Origin of the sequence: Pseudomonas crudilactis (genome assembly GCF_013433315.1) — a bacterium.
GTDB classification, from domain to species: domain Bacteria; phylum Pseudomonadota; class Gammaproteobacteria; order Pseudomonadales; family Pseudomonadaceae; genus Aquipseudomonas; species Aquipseudomonas crudilactis.
Genome location: NZ_WXVV01000025.1, coordinates 1 through 17,340 on the forward strand (window position 1 = coordinate 1; position 17,340 = coordinate 17,340).

The 17,340-nt window shown below is 58.5% G+C and carries 17 protein-coding genes and 1 tRNA gene; 5 read left to right on the forward strand and 13 right to left on the reverse strand.

Going from position 1 to position 17,340, the window contains the following annotated elements; translation table 11 throughout:
- Nucleotides 1–26: 26 nt before the first annotated feature.
- Nucleotides 27–103: transfer RNA gene (locus GTU76_RS23795), tRNA-Met, on the reverse strand.
- Between the two features lie 280 nt (nucleotides 104–383).
- On the opposite strand from GTU76_RS23795, the gene dinB reads away from it, so the two are divergent.
- Complete coding sequence (dinB, locus tag GTU76_RS23800; protein WP_175555177.1) at nucleotides 384–1,445, forward strand: DNA polymerase IV; 1,062 nt, start codon at nucleotides 384–386, stop codon at nucleotides 1,443–1,445.
- Between the two features lie 102 nt (nucleotides 1,446–1,547).
- Here dinB and GTU76_RS23805 read toward each other — a convergent pair whose 3' ends face one another.
- The 4 genes from GTU76_RS23805 to GTU76_RS23820 all read right to left on the reverse strand — a co-directional run bounded on the left by GTU76_RS23805 (nucleotide 1,548) and on the right by GTU76_RS23820 (nucleotide 6,320).
- Nucleotides 1,548–2,501, reverse strand: a complete 954-nt coding sequence (locus GTU76_RS23805) for a hypothetical protein (protein ID WP_095119225.1) — start codon at nucleotides 2,499–2,501, stop codon at nucleotides 1,548–1,550.
- Between the two features lie 17 nt (nucleotides 2,502–2,518).
- Nucleotides 2,519–4,234, reverse strand: a complete 1,716-nt coding sequence (locus GTU76_RS23810) for a proline--tRNA ligase (RefSeq protein WP_034154951.1) — start codon at nucleotides 4,232–4,234, stop codon at nucleotides 2,519–2,521.
- 129 nt (nucleotides 4,235–4,363) lie between these two features.
- Nucleotides 4,364–5,923, reverse strand: coding sequence for an AmpG family muropeptide MFS transporter (locus tag GTU76_RS23815; RefSeq protein ID WP_180699745.1), 1,560 nt, complete (start codon nucleotides 5,921–5,923; stop codon nucleotides 4,364–4,366).
- A 43-nt stretch (nucleotides 5,924–5,966) separates the two neighbouring features.
- Complete coding sequence (locus GTU76_RS23820; protein WP_016985281.1) at nucleotides 5,967–6,320, reverse strand: MGMT family protein; 354 nt, start codon at nucleotides 6,318–6,320, stop codon at nucleotides 5,967–5,969.
- Between the two features lie 164 nt (nucleotides 6,321–6,484).
- Between GTU76_RS23820 and GTU76_RS23825 the strand changes: the two genes are divergently transcribed.
- Complete coding sequence (locus GTU76_RS23825; protein WP_180699746.1) at nucleotides 6,485–7,492, forward strand: DUF481 domain-containing protein; 1,008 nt, start codon at nucleotides 6,485–6,487, stop codon at nucleotides 7,490–7,492.
- A 163-nt stretch (nucleotides 7,493–7,655) separates the two neighbouring features.
- Here the strand turns inward: GTU76_RS23825 and GTU76_RS23830 are convergent, their stop codons facing one another.
- Entirely contained in the window at nucleotides 7,656–7,865 is a 210-nt protein-coding gene (locus GTU76_RS23830) for a cold-shock protein (RefSeq protein ID WP_002554837.1), read from the reverse strand.
- Nucleotides 7,866–8,220: 355 nt separating this feature from the next.
- On the opposite strand from GTU76_RS23830, the gene dcd reads away from it, so the two are divergent.
- Both dcd and GTU76_RS23840 read left to right on the forward strand, forming a co-directional pair.
- Complete coding sequence (dcd, locus tag GTU76_RS23835) at nucleotides 8,221–8,787, forward strand: dCTP deaminase (protein ID WP_007918616.1); 567 nt, start codon at nucleotides 8,221–8,223, stop codon at nucleotides 8,785–8,787.
- 107 nt (nucleotides 8,788–8,894) lie between these two features.
- Nucleotides 8,895–9,104, forward strand: a complete 210-nt coding sequence (locus GTU76_RS23840) for a hypothetical protein (protein WP_007918615.1) — start codon at nucleotides 8,895–8,897, stop codon at nucleotides 9,102–9,104.
- A gap of 47 nt (nucleotides 9,105–9,151) precedes the next feature.
- On the opposite strand, the gene pdeM is transcribed toward GTU76_RS23840, so the two are convergent.
- Together pdeM and GTU76_RS23850 are read right to left on the reverse strand one after the other, a co-directional pair.
- Nucleotides 9,152–9,808 (reverse strand): ligase-associated DNA damage response endonuclease PdeM, encoded by a 657-nt coding sequence (gene pdeM, locus GTU76_RS23845; protein WP_175555173.1) that lies wholly within the window; start codon nucleotides 9,806–9,808, stop codon nucleotides 9,152–9,154.
- Nucleotides 9,805–12,294, reverse strand: coding sequence for a ligase-associated DNA damage response DEXH box helicase (locus GTU76_RS23850; RefSeq protein WP_180699747.1), 2,490 nt, complete (start codon nucleotides 12,292–12,294; stop codon nucleotides 9,805–9,807). Before GTU76_RS23850 ends, pdeM begins: the two co-directional genes overlap by 4 nt.
- 241 nt (nucleotides 12,295–12,535) lie before the next feature.
- Between GTU76_RS23850 and GTU76_RS23855 the strand changes: the two genes are divergently transcribed.
- Nucleotides 12,536–12,982: a hypothetical protein gene (locus GTU76_RS23855; RefSeq protein WP_016986414.1), complete on the forward strand. Its 447-nt coding sequence runs from the start codon at nucleotides 12,536–12,538 to the stop codon at nucleotides 12,980–12,982.
- Between the two features lie 51 nt (nucleotides 12,983–13,033).
- Here the strand turns inward: GTU76_RS23855 and GTU76_RS23860 are convergent, their stop codons facing one another.
- From GTU76_RS23860 to GTU76_RS23880, 5 genes are read right to left on the reverse strand one after another with little or no spacing between them, the layout of a single operon-like run.
- Entirely contained in the window at nucleotides 13,034–13,798 is a 765-nt protein-coding gene (locus GTU76_RS23860) for an ABC transporter ATP-binding protein (RefSeq protein ID WP_180699748.1), read from the reverse strand.
- Nucleotides 13,799–13,811: 13 nt separating this feature from the next.
- Complete coding sequence (locus GTU76_RS23865) at nucleotides 13,812–14,930, reverse strand: succinylglutamate desuccinylase/aspartoacylase family protein (protein WP_180699749.1); 1,119 nt, start codon at nucleotides 14,928–14,930, stop codon at nucleotides 13,812–13,814.
- 28 nt (nucleotides 14,931–14,958) lie between these two features.
- The gene (locus tag GTU76_RS23870; protein WP_016986412.1) at nucleotides 14,959–15,669 is read right to left on the reverse strand and encodes an ABC transporter permease; all 711 of its coding nucleotides are present in this window, start codon (nucleotides 15,667–15,669) and stop codon (nucleotides 14,959–14,961) included.
- Nucleotides 15,666–16,394: an ABC transporter permease gene (locus GTU76_RS23875; RefSeq protein WP_016986411.1), complete on the reverse strand. Its 729-nt coding sequence runs from the start codon at nucleotides 16,392–16,394 to the stop codon at nucleotides 15,666–15,668. The genes GTU76_RS23870 and GTU76_RS23875 overlap by 4 nt, the downstream gene beginning before the upstream one ends.
- A 56-nt stretch (nucleotides 16,395–16,450) precedes the next feature.
- Nucleotides 16,451–17,233, reverse strand: a complete 783-nt coding sequence (locus tag GTU76_RS23880) for a transporter substrate-binding domain-containing protein (protein WP_008083900.1) — start codon at nucleotides 17,231–17,233, stop codon at nucleotides 16,451–16,453.
- Between the last annotated feature and the right edge of the window lie 107 nt (nucleotides 17,234–17,340).

Here is a 17,340-nt window from a genome sequence, read left to right on the forward strand (position 1 = left end):
TCTTTCGAGTAGCCTTTTTTGATGTTTGGTTGCGGGAGCCGGATTTGAACCGACGACCTTCGGGTTATGAGCCCGACGAGCTACCAGACTGCTCCATCCCGCGTCTGTGTGTCGGCATTCTACAGAGGAACGCTGGGGTGTCAACCTTCAATCCGGATAAAATCTGTTGAGGTTCAATCGGTTAGCGCTTTTTCTCGGGTGTTTTTCACGCTAGAGGGCAGGCGGGGCAAGGCTTTCAGCTCTATTGGAGGTCGTTTGTCGATTGAGAAAATAAATTCAAAGGCCATTTCCTACATACAGAAAAGAACATTCATACCACTGGTGCTATATACAGGTGTCAGTGAGATACTGCCCATCCGGCTCGCCACGTTTCCTTTTCTGACATGACTCAGCGAAAAATCATCCACATCGACTGCGATTGTTTTTACGCCGCCATCGAGATGCGCGATGACCCGCGTCTGGCCGGCAAGCCGTTGGCGGTGGGTGGTTCGGCGGACCGACGCGGGGTGATTGCCACCTGCAATTACGAAGCGCGGGCCTATGGTGTGCGTTCGGCGATGGCGTCGGGGCATGCCTTGAAGCTGTGTCCGGACCTGACCATCGTCAAGCCGCGAATGGATGCGTATCGCGAGGCTTCGAAAGAGATTCATACGATTTTTGCCGATTACACCGACCTGATCGAGCCGCTATCGCTGGATGAAGCCTATCTGGATGTCTCCGACAGCGCGCATTTTGGCGGCAGCGCTACACGCATTGCCCAAGATATCCGTCGCCGGGTCTCCAATCAGTTGCACATCACCGTTTCCGCTGGCGTGGCGCCAAACAAGTTTCTGGCGAAGATCGCCAGCGACTGGAAGAAGCCCAACGGGCTGTTCGTTATTACCCCGGATCAGGTCGAGGACTTCGTCAGCGGTTTGCCGGTGAGCAAGTTGCACGGCGTCGGCAAGGTCACCGCTGACAAGCTCGGCAAGTTCGGCATTGTCGATTGCTCGCAGTTGCGTGAGTGGGACAAATTGGCGCTGGTGCGCGAATTCGGCAGTTTTGGCGAGCGACTGTGGAGTCTGGCCCGTGGGATCGATGACCGGCTGGTGCACAACGACAGTCGGCGTCAGTCGATCAGTGTGGAAAATACCTACGATGTCGATCTGCCGGATCTGCGCAGTTGCCTGGATAAATTGCCGGAGCTGCTGGAAACCTTGAAAACCCGTATGGCGCGGATCGACAGCAGTTATCGGCCGGGCAAGCCGTTCGTCAAAGTGAAGTTTCACGACTTTACCCAGACCACGCTGGAGCAGGCCGGGGCAGGGCGGGATCTGGGCAGTTATCAGTTGATGTTGACGCAGGCGTTCAATCGCGGCGGCAAACCGGTGCGGTTGTTGGGGGTTGGGGTGCGGCTGGAGGATTTGCGCGGCGGGTTTGAGCAGATGGAGTTGTTTGAGCGGTAGATTTGCGGTGCCTGTCAGGGCCGCTTCGCGAGCAGGCTCGCTCCCACATTTGGAATGTATTCCACCCTGTGGGAGCGAGCCTGCTCGCGAAGCTTTTAGCTTTTAGTTCGGCCCCGGATCAGCCACCAGGCGCCCGGCATCCTTGGTCAGCGACTTGAGAAACTCGGTCTGCAGCTCAGGATCGTTGCGCGTCAGTTCGATCAGGCTTTGTTCCAGTTCGCTGGCTTCTTCTTCCAGACCCAGTTCCGACAGGCGTTTGACCCGGTGCACCCACTGGCTCACTTCGTCGTCTTCCAGATCGTCGTAAATCAGCCCGTGCGCTTCCAGTAACTTGCCGCGCAGATGACTGCTGATCATCAGCGACGAATCAGAGTGCACGTCATCCTTGGCGTCTTCGACACTGATCTGCAATTTGCCGACATGGTTGAGGTCATTTTCGGCAAACGGACTGTCGAGCAGGTTCAGACGCAGCACACCATTACGATCGGTGGTCATGTCAAAGGTCTGCTTGCCAGCCTTGACCTGCACCGGTCGCTCGCTCCACGGCAGGCTCGAATACTCCGTGCGCTTGTCGCGCTGGACTTCATCGATGCCGGCGAGGTTCTGTTGTGCACGACCGTTGGACTGTACGTTCATGAACGGGTTGAGCCCGGCAAAACCGTAGCTCAGCCAGTCCTTGGTCACGCTGTCCGGCAGATTGCCGAGGGCGAACACGTTAACCACGTTAGCGCCGACGCCACCGACTACGGCCACCGCGCCCAGCGGAATTTCGTAGACCTCCCGCCAAGGCTGGTAGGGCGTGTAGCGATCGTAGCGACGCGTCACTTCGAACTCGGTGACTTCAAAAGTCTTCTGTTCGTTGATCTTCACACGTCGCTGCGGCAGCTCAAGCGCCTTAGGCTCACCGACATCAATTTGCAGGCTATGGTCGAGCAACTTTCGCTCGACCCGCTCTTCGTGCTCGCTGCGTTGTGACATGTGATTGGCACAGCCGCTGACCAGCAGGGCACCGCACAGGGCGGTGCCACCGAGGCCTAAGGTGTTTCGCTTGAACATGACGTCTCTATCTGGTTTCAGCGGCGGATACGGGCCTGCAGGAAGGACAATACGTCGGCCACCGGCAATGCTTGCGCTTCGCCTTCGGTACGGCTCTTGTATTCCAGGTTGCCTTCGGCGAGGCCGCGGTCGCTGACCACGATCCGGTGAGGAATGCCGATCAGCTCCATGTCCGCGAATTTGATGCCCGGGCTGGTTTTCTTGTCGCGATCGTCCAGCAGCACTTCGAAGCCGGCCGCCGTCAGTTCGGCGTACAGCTTGTCGGTGGCTTCGCGCACTTGCTCGGTTTCATAGCGCAGCGGTACCAGAGCAATCTGGAACGGCGCCAGGGTGTCGCTCCAGATGATGCCGTTTTCGTCGTTGTTCTGCTCGATGGCTGCTGCCACCACGCGGGACACGCCGATACCGTAGCAACCCATTTCCAGGGTGACTGGCTTGCCGTTCTCGCCCAGCACTTCGCACTTCATCGCCTTGCTGTACTTGTTGCCCAACTGGAAGATGTGCCCGACTTCGATGCCGCGCTTGATTTCCAGCGTGCCTTTGCCGTCCGGGCTTGGGTCGCCGGCGACTACGTTACGCAGGTCAGCCACAGTCGGAACCGGCAGATCACGCTCCCAGTTCACGCCGAAGTAGTGCTTGTCGTCGATGTTCGCGCCGATACCGAAGTCGCTCATCAGCTCGACCGAACGGTCGATGATGATTGGCAGCGGCAGGTTCAGCGGGCCGAGCGAACCGGCGCCGGCGCCAATGGCGTCACGCAGTTCGGCGTCGGTGGCCATGACCAGCGGGCTGGCCACGCCAGGTTGCTGGGCAGCCTTGATTTCGTTGAGTTCGTGGTCGCCACGGATGACCAGCGCGATCAGCTTGCCTTCTTCTTCGGCACGCACGATCAGGGTCTTGATGGTCTTTTCAATCGGCAGATTGAATTTTTCCACCAGGGCCGCGATGGTTTTGGTGTCTGGCGTGTCGACCAGGCGCAGCTCTTCAGTCGCAGCAGCGCGCGAGGTTTCGCGTGGCACGGCTTCGGCTTTTTCGATGTTCGCTGCGTAGTCGGAACCGTTGCTGAAGACGATGTCGTCTTCGCCGGACTCGGCCAGTACGTGGAATTCGTGCGAACCGGCGCCACCGATCGAACCGTTGTCGGCTTCCACCGGACGGAATTTCAGACCCAGACGCGTGAAGATGTTGCAGTAGGCTTCATGCATGCGGTCGTAGGTGATCTGCAGCGATGCCTGATCCGCGTGGAAGGAGTACGAGTCCTTCATGATGAATTCGCGGCCACGCATCAAGCCGAAGCGTGGACGGATTTCGTCACGGAATTTGGTCTGGATCTGGTACAGGTTGATTGGCAGCTGTTTGTAGCTGCTCAACTCGTTGCGCATCAGATCGGTGATCACTTCTTCGTGGGTCGGGCCTGCGCAGAAGTCGCGACCGTGGCGGTCTTTGATGCGCAGCAGCTCAGGGCCGTATTCTTCCCAGCGCCCCGATTCCTGCCACAGCTCGGCCGGTTGGGTGCTCGGCATCAACACTTCCAGAGAGCCGGCAGCGTTCATCTCTTCGCGAACGATGGCTTCAACCTTGCGCATGACCCGCAGGCCCATGGGCAGCCAGGTGTACAGGCCCGAGGCGAGTTTGCGGATCATGCCGGCGCGCAGCATCAGCTGATGGCTGATCACGACCGCGTCGGAAGGCGTTTCTTTCTGTGTGGCGAGCAAAAATTGACTGGTGCGCATGGTTGGCCGTTGTCGGTTGCTATGACTGGAAATGACTCCGCAGTGTACCGGCGAGTTTTGCCGACGTACAGGCGTGAGGTCAGTGGGGAGGCACGACGGCGGGATTCCTCACGCCGTCGGCGAAACGTCTTACGATTCCTCTGCGACCGGTGTCGGCACAGGCTCGGGCGTTGGCGTCGGGCCTTCGCGGCGGCTTTCCTGGAACCAGTGCAACGCAATCAGAATCAGCGTCGGCACGCCGAGCAGGGCGGTGATCAGGAAGAAGCTGTGATAGCCGAACTTCTCCACCAAGACCCCGGAATAGCCGCCCATCAGGCGCGGCAGCAGCAGCATGATCGAGCTGAGCAAGGCGTATTGGGTGGCGGAGAACTTCAGGTTGGTCAGGCTCGACAGGTAGGCGACAAACGCCGACGTCGCCAGGCCCGAGCTGAAGTTGTCGAGGGAAATGGTCACCACCAGCATCTGCAGGTTCGGGCCCATGTCGGCGAGCATGACGAACAGCAGGTTGGTGGCGGCCGAGGCCGCGCCGCCGATGAACAGAATCGGCAGGATACCGAAGCGCACGATCAGCAGGCCGCCCATGCCAGCGCCGACCAGCGTCATGATCAGGCCGAAGATTTTGCTGACACTGGCAATCTGATCCTTGGTAAAACCTTGATCGATATAGAACACGTTGGCCATGACGCCCATCACCGTGTCCGACATCCGATAGGTGGCGATCAGGCCGAGCAGCAGCAGCGCCTGCCAGCGATAGCGCAGGATGAAGTCGTTGACCGGTGTCAGCACCGGTGCGAGGCCGCGACGACCCATGGTCGACAGACACAGACCGGTGAGCAGTGTGTAGAGAATCGCGCGCAGGAAAGCGCGGTCTTCCAGCAGCAGGTCAAGCGGACTCATGTCACCGAACAGCACGCTGGCGAAATCAGTGTTGTAGAGCTGGGTGAACATTGCCGGCACGGAGACCAACAGAACGATCAGCACAAACACCGACATTAACTGATGCATGAAGGTGTAGCGCCCGGCCTGCAACTGCGTGCGCAGCGGAACCGGTGGCTCGCGCATCAACAGCGTGGTCAGCAGCGCGGGAATCATCAGTGCGCCGAACAGCGCGTAAGTGCCGGCCCAGGCTGAATGCTGATAATTGAAGCCGGTAGAGCCGAAGCCTTCGGCGAAGAACAAGGCGCCGGCCGTCGCCAGCAGTGCAGCGACACGGTAGCCGGACATATAACTGGCGGCGAGGGCGGCCTGACGGTTGTCTTCGGCGATTTCCAGGCGATAGGCATCCACCGCGATATCTTGAGTGGCGGAGGCAAAGGCAACGACAACGGCAATGGCGATCAGCCAGGACAGATGCTTTTGCGGATCACAGAAACCCATGCCGATCAGGCCGAGGATCACCAGCGCCTGCGAAAGCACCAGCCACGAACGGCGACGGCCAAGCTTGCCCAGCAACGGCAGGCGCCATTGGTCGAGCAAAGGTGACCAGACCCATTTGAACGCATAGGCCAGACCGATCAGGCTGGCGTAGCCGATGGTTTCACGGGCCACACCGGCCTCACGAAGCCAGACGGAAAGCGTTGAAAACACCAGCATGTACGGCAGGCCGGCGGCGAAACCGAGCAACAACAGCACGAGCGTCGAAGGACTGGCATAAGCGGCTAGCGCGGCGCGCCAGGTTTTACGGGGCATGGGCTGAAGTCTGCCTCAAGATTGCGGAAACAAAGCGCGCACTCTAACCGCTGTGCTCTACCGGACGCCAGCCATGGCGCTGAATATCCACACGATTGTTCAGGACGGTGATGCCTTCCATACGCAATCGGGCCCGTTGTTCATCGCCGGACGGGCTGCCCACCGGCAGGCTGATCCGACCGCCGGCGCCCAGCACGCGGTGCCAGGGCAGCTTTGTATCGCCGGGCAACTGGCTCAAGGTGCGGCCGACCCAGCGGGCGGCGCGCCCCAACCCGGCCAGCTCGGCTAACTGACCATAGCTGACCACTTTGCCTTCGGGCACTTGAGCGAGGGTGGAGTAGAGCGCCGTGCGTCGGATTTGCGCATCGTTTTCAACGCTGTCGAGCGGGTCTTTCACGTACGCGGTTCCTGAGCATGAACAGTTTGATGGCTTTCAGAGTAATCGGTGATCGCGCAATTGAGAAATGAACTCATCAGAAATAGTCCGGTCAGTCCTTGTCAGGGTCTTATTCCTACGGATAATGCCGACCTTTTTCGCAAACTTGAGCCTTAGATTCGCTTATGTTTTCCAGATCCTTGCTGTGCCTTGCTGTTTTCAGCGCGTCCACGCCCCTGCTTGCCGACACCGTCTGGTTGAAGAACGGTGACAAGTTGAGCGGCACCATCACCGTGTTCGATGGCGGCAAGCTGTTGATCCAGACCAAATATGCCGGTGCGGTCAACATTGACTGGAAAGAGGTCAAAACCCTGGATAGCGATCAGCACTTGCTGGTCAAGCAGGACGCCTATAACGGTGAAGTCTCCAAGTCGCTGACGGCTGCCGAAGATGGCAAGGTCACCCTGGCCAACGGCGAAGCGCCGAAAACCGTCGAGCTGGCGAGCATTCAGCAGATTCTCAAGCCAAAACCGGTGGTCGAAGATCTGGTGTGGAAGGGCAATGTCGACCTGGCGCTGGACTACCAGCGCGCCGAGAAGGACACCGATGACTACGATGTTGGCTTCAAGACCACGGCGCGTCATGGTCGCTGGCGGCATACCGCCGAAGGTGAGTACAACCGCGAAGTGCAGGACGACGAAACCACCACCAACAACTGGCGCGCCGAATATGCACTCGACCGCTTTCTCACCGATCAATGGTTCTGGCAGGGTCGACTGAATTACAAGCGCGATCACATCGAAGAGCTGGCACGCCAGCGTGTGGTCGGTACCGGTCCCGGCTACCAGTTCTGGGATGATGAGTTGGGCGCATTCTCGCTGGGCTCGCTGCTTAACCGCACCGACTACGAGTATCGCGATGGCAGCAAGGACAACTTCTATTCCGTCGCGATGAAGTGGGATTACAACCGCTACCTGATCGGCAAGAAAGTCGAGTTCTTCACCAACGGTGAGGTGGGCAAGCCGCTATCCGGTGTTGCCGATTACGCGCTGGATGCTGAATTGGGCTTGCGCTACAAGGTTACCGATTGGGCCTCGCTCAACCTCAAGGCTGAGCGCGACATCATCAGTGGCACCAACGATGCTGACTTGAACAAGACCCGTTATACCGCAGGGTTTGGCGTGGCCTGGTAGGGCACAAGCAAAAGATCGCAGCCTTCGGCAGCTCCTACAGAGGATTGATGTACATCCTGTAGGAGCTGCCGAAGGCTGCGATCTTTTTTTGCGCCCGGAAAACAGACGGACACAAAAAAGCCCCGCTTTTAAGGGCGGGGCTTTTTTCTAAAGAAGCTACAAGTTAGATAACTTGTACTTCTTCAGCTTGCATGCCTTTCTGACCGCGGGTAGCGATGAAAGAAACCTGTTGGCCTTCTTTCAGGCTTTTGAAGCCGTCGGATTGGATAGCTTTGAAGTGAACGAACAGATCGTCACCGGATTGTGGAGTGATGAAGCCGAAGCCTTTTTCATCGTTGAACCACTTAACGGTACCGGTTTGGCGATTAGACATGGTGTAACTCCTTGAACAAAGATAACTGCGACGCAGGAAGAACCCTGGCCGAGACTGAGTGCAAAGAGCAGGAAAAATTCTTGTAGATGGTTGGATCGAAATTCAACATATCGTGTAGAGATTCTCAGTGACACAAGCAACACAGTGACGCCACCTTAACCCAGTTTCCGAGAAGTGCCAATGCTTCTTGCGAAGGTTTCTCTGTTTTCGGGATCGGCGGTGTGACGGTTCGTCGCCAAAGCCCGTATTTCATGGGTGTTCGGCGAGAATTGCAGCCCGCACTTTGAACCCGGCGGCGCGCCCGGTAAGATGCGGGACAGAATTTTTCCACCTCGCTATTTCAGGACACCCCGCCATGAGCATCAAATCGGACAAGTGGATTCGCCGCATGGCGCAGGAACACGGAATGATCGAACCGTTCGTCGAGCGCCAGATGCGCGGCAGCGACGACAGCCGTGTGATCTCCTACGGTGTATCGAGCTACGGCTACGATGTACGCTGCACCAACCACTTCAAGGTGTTCACCAACATCAACTCGTCCATCGTCGATCCGAAAAATTTCGACCCGGGCAGCTTCGTCGACGTCCACAGCGACGTTTGCATCATTCCGCCGAACTCCTTCGCCCTGGCCAGCACCGTCGAATATTTCCGCATTCCGCGCAATGTGCTGACCATTTGCCTGGGTAAAAGCACCTACGCGCGTTGCGGCATCATCGTCAATGTCACGCCGCTCGAGCCTGAGTGGGAAGGTCACGTGACCCTGGAATTCTCCAACACCACCAACCTGCCGGCGAAAATCTACGCCAACGAAGGCGTGGCGCAGATGCTCTTCCTCGAATCCGACGAGGAATGTGAAGTGTCTTACAAGGATCGCGGCGGCAAGTACCAGGGCCAGCGTGGCGTGACCCTGCCGCGCACCTGATCGGTCCATCCGACAGATCGCGGGAATTCTTTGGCGGGCAGACACTCTATGGGGTGTACTGCCCGTTTTTGCTTTTGGCAAAACGGGCCTTCGCCGAGGAGTGCCCTATGAAGATCGATCCGCAAATCACTGCCGAACTGGCAAGGCTCGAGCCCAATCAGATTGGCGTATTGGCCTGGTCATTGTTGGCGCACCCGCCGCTGAGCATGGCCGGCGGAATTCCCGGTCAGCCTGATCCGGATACTCCCAATGAACAACCGACCGAACCGGGCGAGCCGACCCTTCCGGACGAGCCACCACCGGCACCGGTTGCCTGATCTGCATTGAAAATGAATGGCCAGTCAGATGAGGTCTGTGGAAGACGTCAGCTGACTGGCCATATTTCGTTATCGCCGATGACGAAAATCCTGCAACTTTCCTCCCGTTTCACCGCGTACCCGCCGGTAAAGGCGCCGAATGCCGGCAGCAGACTGATGCGTTCGCCGAGGCGGAAACACGCCAGGCGCAAGCTCTGCCGACCCATGCCGTTTAGTCGATAGACCGGGTGTACGTGACCGGCCAGCACATGCCTTTCGGGATGTGGGTCCGGTTCATGTTGCAAGGCGAATGGCCCGAGCAGCAGCGGCTCCGGCACCACGCGGATATTCAGCGATTCAGGCGGATCACCAGCGCGTTTGTCGTGGTTGCCGCGAATCAGCGTCATCGGCAGCTCCGCGTGGCGCGCACGCCATTGCGCCAGCGCGCTCAGCGTGCCCGGGGCATGAGAGCCGGGCCCGTGGAGGAAATCGCCGAGAAAGATCAATAATCGGCAGGGCAGCCTTGCCAGCAGTCGATCAAGCACCGCGATGTTGCTCGCCGTGGTGCCGTGTGGGACGGGTTGCCCAAGACTGCGGTAAGCGGCGGCTTTGCCGAAATGCACATCGGCAATCAACAGGACCTGTTGCGCGGGCCAATACATGGCTTTCTCGGGCAAGAGCCAAAGTTCTTCGCCGGCCAGACGCACCGGGTAGCCCGAGTTCATAGGGATTTATCCTTGTCGGCACTGTTCTCCAGATCACCGACCATTCGCCTGATGCGATCAGCGAGTTTTTCCGAACTCATGCTTTCGCGCATGCGCTCCACCAGCAACGGAAACCCTAGCGGTGTAGGACGTTTAACCTGATGCACGTCCAGTTTCATCCCGTTGATCCGTTCCAAAGACTGTTCCAAGCGTTGAATATCCAGTTCTTCCCGCAGGACTTCTTCCCCGGCCTGGGCCAGCAACAGGTTGTCAGCGTCGTATTGTTTGAACACTTCAAAAAACAGTCCGCTGGACGCCTGCACCTGTCGGGTGCTTTTCGGCGCCCCTGGATAGCCGGCGAAGACCAGCCCGGCAATCCGCGCGATCTCGCGAAAACGCCGCAATGCCAGTTCACCGGCGTTCAGGCTGGCCAGAACGTCCACCAATAAGTCATCGGCATTAAAGAGGTCGGCATTCAAGTACTCGGCCCAATCGATCGGCGTAGCGCTGAGCAATTCCAGACCGTAATCGTTCACCGCGATGGAAAATGTCACGGGCTGCCGTTGACTGACGCGCCAGGCCAACAGGCTCGCCAGCCCCAAATGCACCTGGCGCCCGGCAAACGGATAGAGGAAAAGATGCCAGCCCTCGCGGGACTTCAATACTTCGGCCAACAGGTTGTCTGTCGTGGGCAAACCCGACCAGCGCATCTGGGTTTCCAGCAACGGTCGCAACGCCTGCATTTCCGGGCCGACGAACTCACCCTGTGCCGCCGCGCTGAAGCGCCTGACCACGGCTTCGGCCAATTCGTTGGAAAGTGGCATCCGCCCACCATTCCAGCGTGGTACGGCGGCTTTCTTCGCGGTGCTGCGTTTGACGTAAGCGGTCATGTTTTCCACCCGCACCAGCTCCAGCAAACGTCCGGCAAACAGAAAGCCATCACCCGGTTTAAGTCGCGCGATAAAGCCTTCCTCGACACTGCCTAACTGTTTGCCTCCGCCGCCCTTGCTCCAGAATTTCAGATGAATGCTCGCATCGCTGACGATGGTGCCGATACTCATGCGGTGGCGCCGAGCCAATCGCGCGTCCGGTACGCGCCAGACGCCGTGCTCGTCCGGTTCGACCCGGCGATAATCCGGATAGGCTGTCAGAGACATCCCGCCATGGCGTACGAAAGCCAGCGCCCAGGACCAATCGGCGGCTGTCAGGTCACGATAAGCCCAGGCGCCCCGGACTTCTTCGTACAACTCATCGGGTAAAAATCCTCCACCCAACGCCATGCTGACCAAATGTTGCACCAGCACATCCAGCGGTTTGTGCGGTGACAGGCGCGGTTCGATGCGTCGTTGCTCGATGGCATCGCGGGCGGCGGCGGCTTCGATCAATTCAAGGCTGTGAGTCGGCACCAATGTCACTCGCGACGTGCGTCCCGGCGCGTGGCCTGAGCGCCCGGCGCGTTGCATCAAACGTGCGACGCCTTTGGCCGAGCCGATTTGCAGCACGCGCTCGACCGGCAGGAAATCCACCCCCAGGTCCAGGCTTGAGGTGCAGACCACGGCTTTCAACTGCCCGTTCTTCAATGCCTGCTCCACCCAGTCGCGGGTATCTCTGGACAGTGAGCTGTGATGCAGGGCAATCAATCCGGCCCAGTCCGGCCGTGCTTCAAGCAGCGCCTGATACCAGATTTCCGACTGCGCCCGAGTATTGGTGAAGACCAAGGTGCTGGCGCAGGCCTCCAGTTCAGCAACGACCTGCGGCAACATTTTCAGACCGATGTGCCCGGCCCAGGGGAAACGCTCGATGGCCGGTGGGAGGAGGGTGTCGACCTTCAGCGATTTTTCGCTTTGTCCCTGAATGCTGATGCCGCCGCCCTGTGGGATCAGCACTTGTTCGGCGTGGGATTGATTACCGAGGGTGGCGGACACGCCCCAGACGATCAGCTCAGGTTGCCAATGCCGCAGGCGGGCGAGGGCCAGTTGCAGTTGCACGCCGCGTTTGTTGCCCAGCAGTTCGTGCCATTCATCGACGACGATCATGCGCAGTGTCGACAGCGCCACTTGGGCATCGGCACGGGCGAGCAGCAACGTCAGGCTTTCCGGCGTGGTGATCAGCGTGGTCGGCAGACGTCGGCTCTGCCGGGCACGCTCGCTGCTGCTGGTGTCACCTGTACGTAGACCGATGCTCCACGGCAGTTGCAGGTCATCGACCGGCGCTTGCAAGGCGCACGCGGTGTCGGCGGCGAGGGCGCGCATGGGGGTGATCCACAGGACCGTCAGCGGCTCGGCGGGTTGTTTGCGTTTGCGCGGGGTTTCGAGGGGAGGCAGCAAGCGAGCGAAGCGATTGAGTGCCGCGAACCACACCGCATAGGTTTTACCGGCGCCGGTGCTTGCGTGAAGGAGACCGGATTGGCCGTTTTTGACCGCCGCCCACACCTGCTTCTGAAAGGCGAACGGCTTCCATCTGCGGGCGCTGAACCAGATTTTTGCGAGGTCTAGGGATTTCGCCATGCCGGCTGCACGCGCTCTGGAAGTGTACTTCCAATGACCGCAACAACCTGCGAAAGGTTTAAAAACAACGCAATCCCGGTGCAGGCGCTGCCGAAGTCTGGAGCTGTTATTGAAAATCAGGTTGTTGATCAGGCTTTGTCAACTGTCAAAGTTGACAGTTGTTGGCTGCTTTTAAGTGTGTTCAATTTAATCTGCAAGTTTTTCTTGTGTGGTTAAAGAATCCATATATGAGGTTGTCGATATGAACGCAAACGTCCAACGCAAACTGAATAAGATTTTTAGTAGTGATCAATGGTTGGAAGGCTCCTTCGACGCTGTCGTAAAAGGTCCAGAAGGTGAAACTTATAATTTTTCACATCAACAAGTTGCGTATCGGAGCAGCGTAGACGGGAATTACCATATCCTGGATAACGTCGTCACAGATCATACATTCGAAGGTCTCAGGCTGAATGTGGCGATTGGGAAAAACACTCGGCCCGGTGATTACACCCTTGAGACGACTGAAGACTTGCCCGTGGCAGTAATTTTAGGCACAGGTTTTTTCTTTGGTTTCGTTAAAGGAAAACTGCGCTTGGAAGCTAATAGTAACGGTGCACTTTCTGGCACTTTTTCAGGAGAGGTTTCGCTCGGCGGATTGGTGTACAAGATTCAAAGTGCGAAGTTTGTAGTAGAAGGTGTGCCGATCTAGATGCGTAGCAATGAATAGCGGGCCATTGGACATGGCCCGCTCGCAACTCTTTTATTTTAAGTTGCCGCTGAGAAATTGTTTGAGGCGTTCGCTTTTCGGGTTGCCGAGCACTTCTTCGGGGGCGCCTTCTTCTTCCACCAGACCTTGATGCAGGAACAACACCTGGCTGGAAACTTTACGGGCAAAACTCATCTCATGGGTCACCATGATCATCGTCCGGCCTTCCTCGGCCAAACCTTGAATCACCTTCAACACTTCGCCGACCAATTCCGGGTCCAGCGCCGAAGTCGGTTCATCGAACAACATCACCTCCGGCTCCATCGCCAGCGCCCGGGCAATCGCCACGCGCTGTTGCTGGCCGCCGGACAAAAACGCCGGGTATTGATCCGCCACCCGCGCCGGCAAGCCGACCTTGTCCAGATAACGCCGCGCACGATCGTCGGCTTCCTGTTTGCTGCAACCCAGCACCCGGCGCGGGGCCATGGTGATGTTTTCCAGCACGGTCATGTGGCTCCACAGGTTGAAATGCTGGAACACCATCGCCAAACGCGTGCGCAGGCGTTGCAGTTCATCGGCGTCGGCGACGTGCATGCCGTGGCGATCGGTGACCATGCGGATCGCCTGGCCATCGAGGCTCATGGCGCCGTCGTTGGGTTGTTCGAGAAAGTTGATGCAGCGCAAGAAGGTGCTTTTGCCCGAGCCACTGGCGCCGATCAGGCTGATCACGTCGCCGGTCCTGGCCTTGAGCGAAACGCCTTTGAGCACCTGATGGTCGCCATAGCTTTTATGCAGGCCTTCAACGGTCAGTTTGTACATGGGACGAGCATCCTCAAGGCGAAAGTAGGTAGCCGCTGCGGTAGGCTTCGGCGCCCGCGACGTGGGCGATGACCATGCCGGCAGTGGCCATGCGGCGCAGCGAACGGGCGTACATAAGCCCGGCAGTGGTGCAATGAATGGGGGTGATCCGGTCGTGGATCGGATCGATGATTTCGGCGATCTGCTGTCCGGCTTCCAGGACTTGTCCCGCCGTGGCGGTGTACACCAGCAGGCCGCCGACCGGCGTGGTCACCGGTTCGACTCCCGCAAGAGGCGTGGCCGGGAACGGCAATGGCGGCTGCGGTTTGGTTTCGCCGACGATCGCATCGGACTGGATCAGGTAGTCGATCAGCGCCTGGCAGTCGCGGCTGGCCAGCGGATGGGTGACGTCACCCTGGCCACGTAATTCGACGGTCACCGAGAAACTGCCGAGCGGAATTTCAAAGTGTTCGCCGAAGCGTTCCTTCAATTGCCACCATAGCAGCGTGAAGCATTCATCGAACGACTGGCCGCCGGAATCGGTGGCCAGCAGGCTTGCCTGCGCTTCGATGTAGCGCGCCAGCGGTTCAACCTGCGGCCACGCTTCGGGCGTGGTGTAGAGGTGAACAACCGATTCGAAGTCGCAGTGCAGGTCGAGCACCATGTCCGCATCGCAGGCCAGCCGTTGCAGGGTCAGACGCTGGGATTGCAGTTGCGTGCTGGCGGTCTGGCGGGCGAGGGCATCGCGCAGATGCGTGCGGATAAGTTCGAGGTTGTGCTGCGGATCGTCATTCAGCTTGCCTTCGATGGCGTTGCCGATCTCTTCGCTGAGATCGACGAACCAGCGGTTGAAGTTCTGCCCACTCTCCAGTTCGTAGCGGCCCAGCGGCACGTCCATCAGCACTTGTTCGAGGCCGACCGGGTTGGCCACTGGCACCAGCACGATTTGGCTGCGCAGGCGGCCAGCGGCTTCGAGCTCGGCCAGACGTTGCTTGAGGTGCCAGGCAACGAGCATGCCCGGCAGTTCGTCGGCATGCAGCGAAGACTGAATGTAAACCTTGCCCTTGGCCTGCTCCGGGCCGAAGTGGAAGCTGTGGATCTGTCGCGCAGTCCCCGGCAGAGGGGCCAGCAAGTCATGGATCAGGTGGCGCATTTTTTATCTCTTTATTCCTGAGCTGGGCCTAGTGAGTCGGCCCGAGGAAGGCCAGCCATCGGCGTTCGGCAAGGCGGAACAGGCCGACCAGCGCAAAGGTAATGGTCAGGTAGATCAGCGCGGCGATGCCGAACGACTGAAAGGTCAGGAAGGTCGCCGAGTTGGCGTCCCGCGCGACTTTCAGGATGTCGGGGATGGTCGCGGTGAAGGCCACGGTGGTCGAGTGCAGCATCAGGATCACTTCGTTGCTGTAATACGGCAACGATCGGCGCAGCGCCGACGGCATGATCACGTAGGCATACAGCTTCCAGCCGGTCAGCCCGTAAGCCTTGGCCGCTTCGACTTCGCCGTGGTTCATGCTGCGAATCGCCCCGGCGAAAATCTCCGTGGTGTAGGCGCAGGTGTTGAGGGCGAAGGCGAGGATCGTGCAGTTCATCGCATCGCGGAAGAAACTGTCGAGCAATGGCTGCGCACGCACGGCGGCGAGGCTGTAGATCCCGGTGTAGCAGATCAGCAACTGGATATACAGCGGCGTGCCACGGAACAGGTAGGTGTAAAACTGCACCGGCCAGCGAATGTAGAAGTGCGGCGAAACCCGCGCAATCGATAACGGAATCGACACCAGAAAACCGATGAAGATCGAGGCGCTGAGCAGCCACAGCGTCATCGCCAGCCCGGTGATGTTCTGGCCGTCGGTATAAAGGAAGGCGCGCCAGTATTCCTGCAGAAGTTCGATCATCGTACGGCCTCCCGGGCACCGGCGGCGTAGCGGCGTTCGAGCCAGCGCAGGATGAAGTTCGAAGCACTGGTGATCAGCAGATAGATCAACGCGGCCAGGACCAGGAAGTAGAACAGTTGATAAGTGCTTTTACCGGCGTCCTGCGCGGCTTTGACCAGATCCGCCAAACCGATGATCGACACCAGCGCGGTGGCCTTGAGCATCACCATCCAGTTGTTGCCGATGCCCGGTAGGGCGAAGCGCATCATTTGCGGGAACACCACGAAACGAAAACGCTGGCCACGTTTGAGACCATACGCGGTGGCCGCTTCGACCTGACCGCGCGGCACCGCGAGGATCGCACCACGGAAGGTTTCGGTGAAATACGCACCATAAATGAAGCCCAGGGTCAGCACCCCGGCACTGAACGGGTCGATTTCGATGTATTCCCATTCCATGTAATCGGTGAGGGTCGTCAGCCAGGTTTGCAGGCTGTAGAAAATCAGCAGCATCAGCACCAGATCCGGCACGCCGCGAATCAGCGTGGTGTAGAGCTGGGCAGGCAGGCGCACCAGTTTGACTTTTGACAGTTTGGCGCTGGCGCCGAGCAGGCCGAGCAACACGGCCACCAGCAGCGACATCGCCGATAATTTGATGGTCATCCAGGTGCCTTCCAGCAGCAAAGGACCGAAGCCTTTGAGGCTGAAGGCGGAGAGCCCCAGATTTTGCAGGAGGGTTTCGAACATAAATCAGCAACCTGAGCGGATGGAAAAGGCGCCCATCGAGGATGGGCGCCGGGGCATTATTTGCCGCTGTACAGATTCAGATCGCCAAAGTGTTTCTTTTGAATCTCGGCGTATTTGCCGTCATCGTGTAACGCTTTGATACCTTTATCTAAAAGCGCTTTCAGCTCAGTGTTACCTTTCTTAATACCGACAGCGGTTTTGGCTGGCAGCAATTCGTTGTCGACTGGCTTGCTGACGTCATAGTCGGCGCCCTGTGGCGACTTCAAAAAGCCCAGTTCGGCTTGCAGCATGTCCTGGATGCCGGCGTCGAGACGGCCGGAGGTCAGGTCGGAGTAAACCTGATCCTGGTTCTGATAGGCCTGGGTTTTCACGCCGGCCTTGTCCAGCACGGCTTTGGCGTAGGCTTCCTGAATGGTGCCCTGCTCGTAACCAACGGTTTTACCCTTCAGCGACGCGACGTCGGCGGTGATGCCGGAGCCTTTTTTCGACACGTAAGCGGTCGGGCCGGAGAACAGCTCACTGGAGAAATCGATGACTTTCTCGCGGGCCGGGGTCACGGTCATCGACGAGATCACACCGTCGAATTTGTTGGCCTTGAGGCCCGGAATCATGCCGTCGAAGTCACTTTCGACCCACTTGCACTTGACCTTCAGCTCGGCACAGATCGCGTTGCCCAGATCGATGTCGAAGCCCACCAGGCTGCCGTCGGCCGCTTTCGACTCAAACGGTGCGTACGAAGGGTCAACGCCAAAGCGCAGCTCTTTGTATTCCTTGGCCAGCGCGGAGCCAGCGGCCATGCACAACGCCAGTGCAGAAAGGGTCAGCAATGCTTTTTTCATTATTCAATCCCTAAGAACCAATATGAGCGCTTGTGGCGCAGAATTATTGTTACTGGAACGCGTACGACCTATAGAAAGTAGCAATTTCCGAACCAGAGTCCCGAACA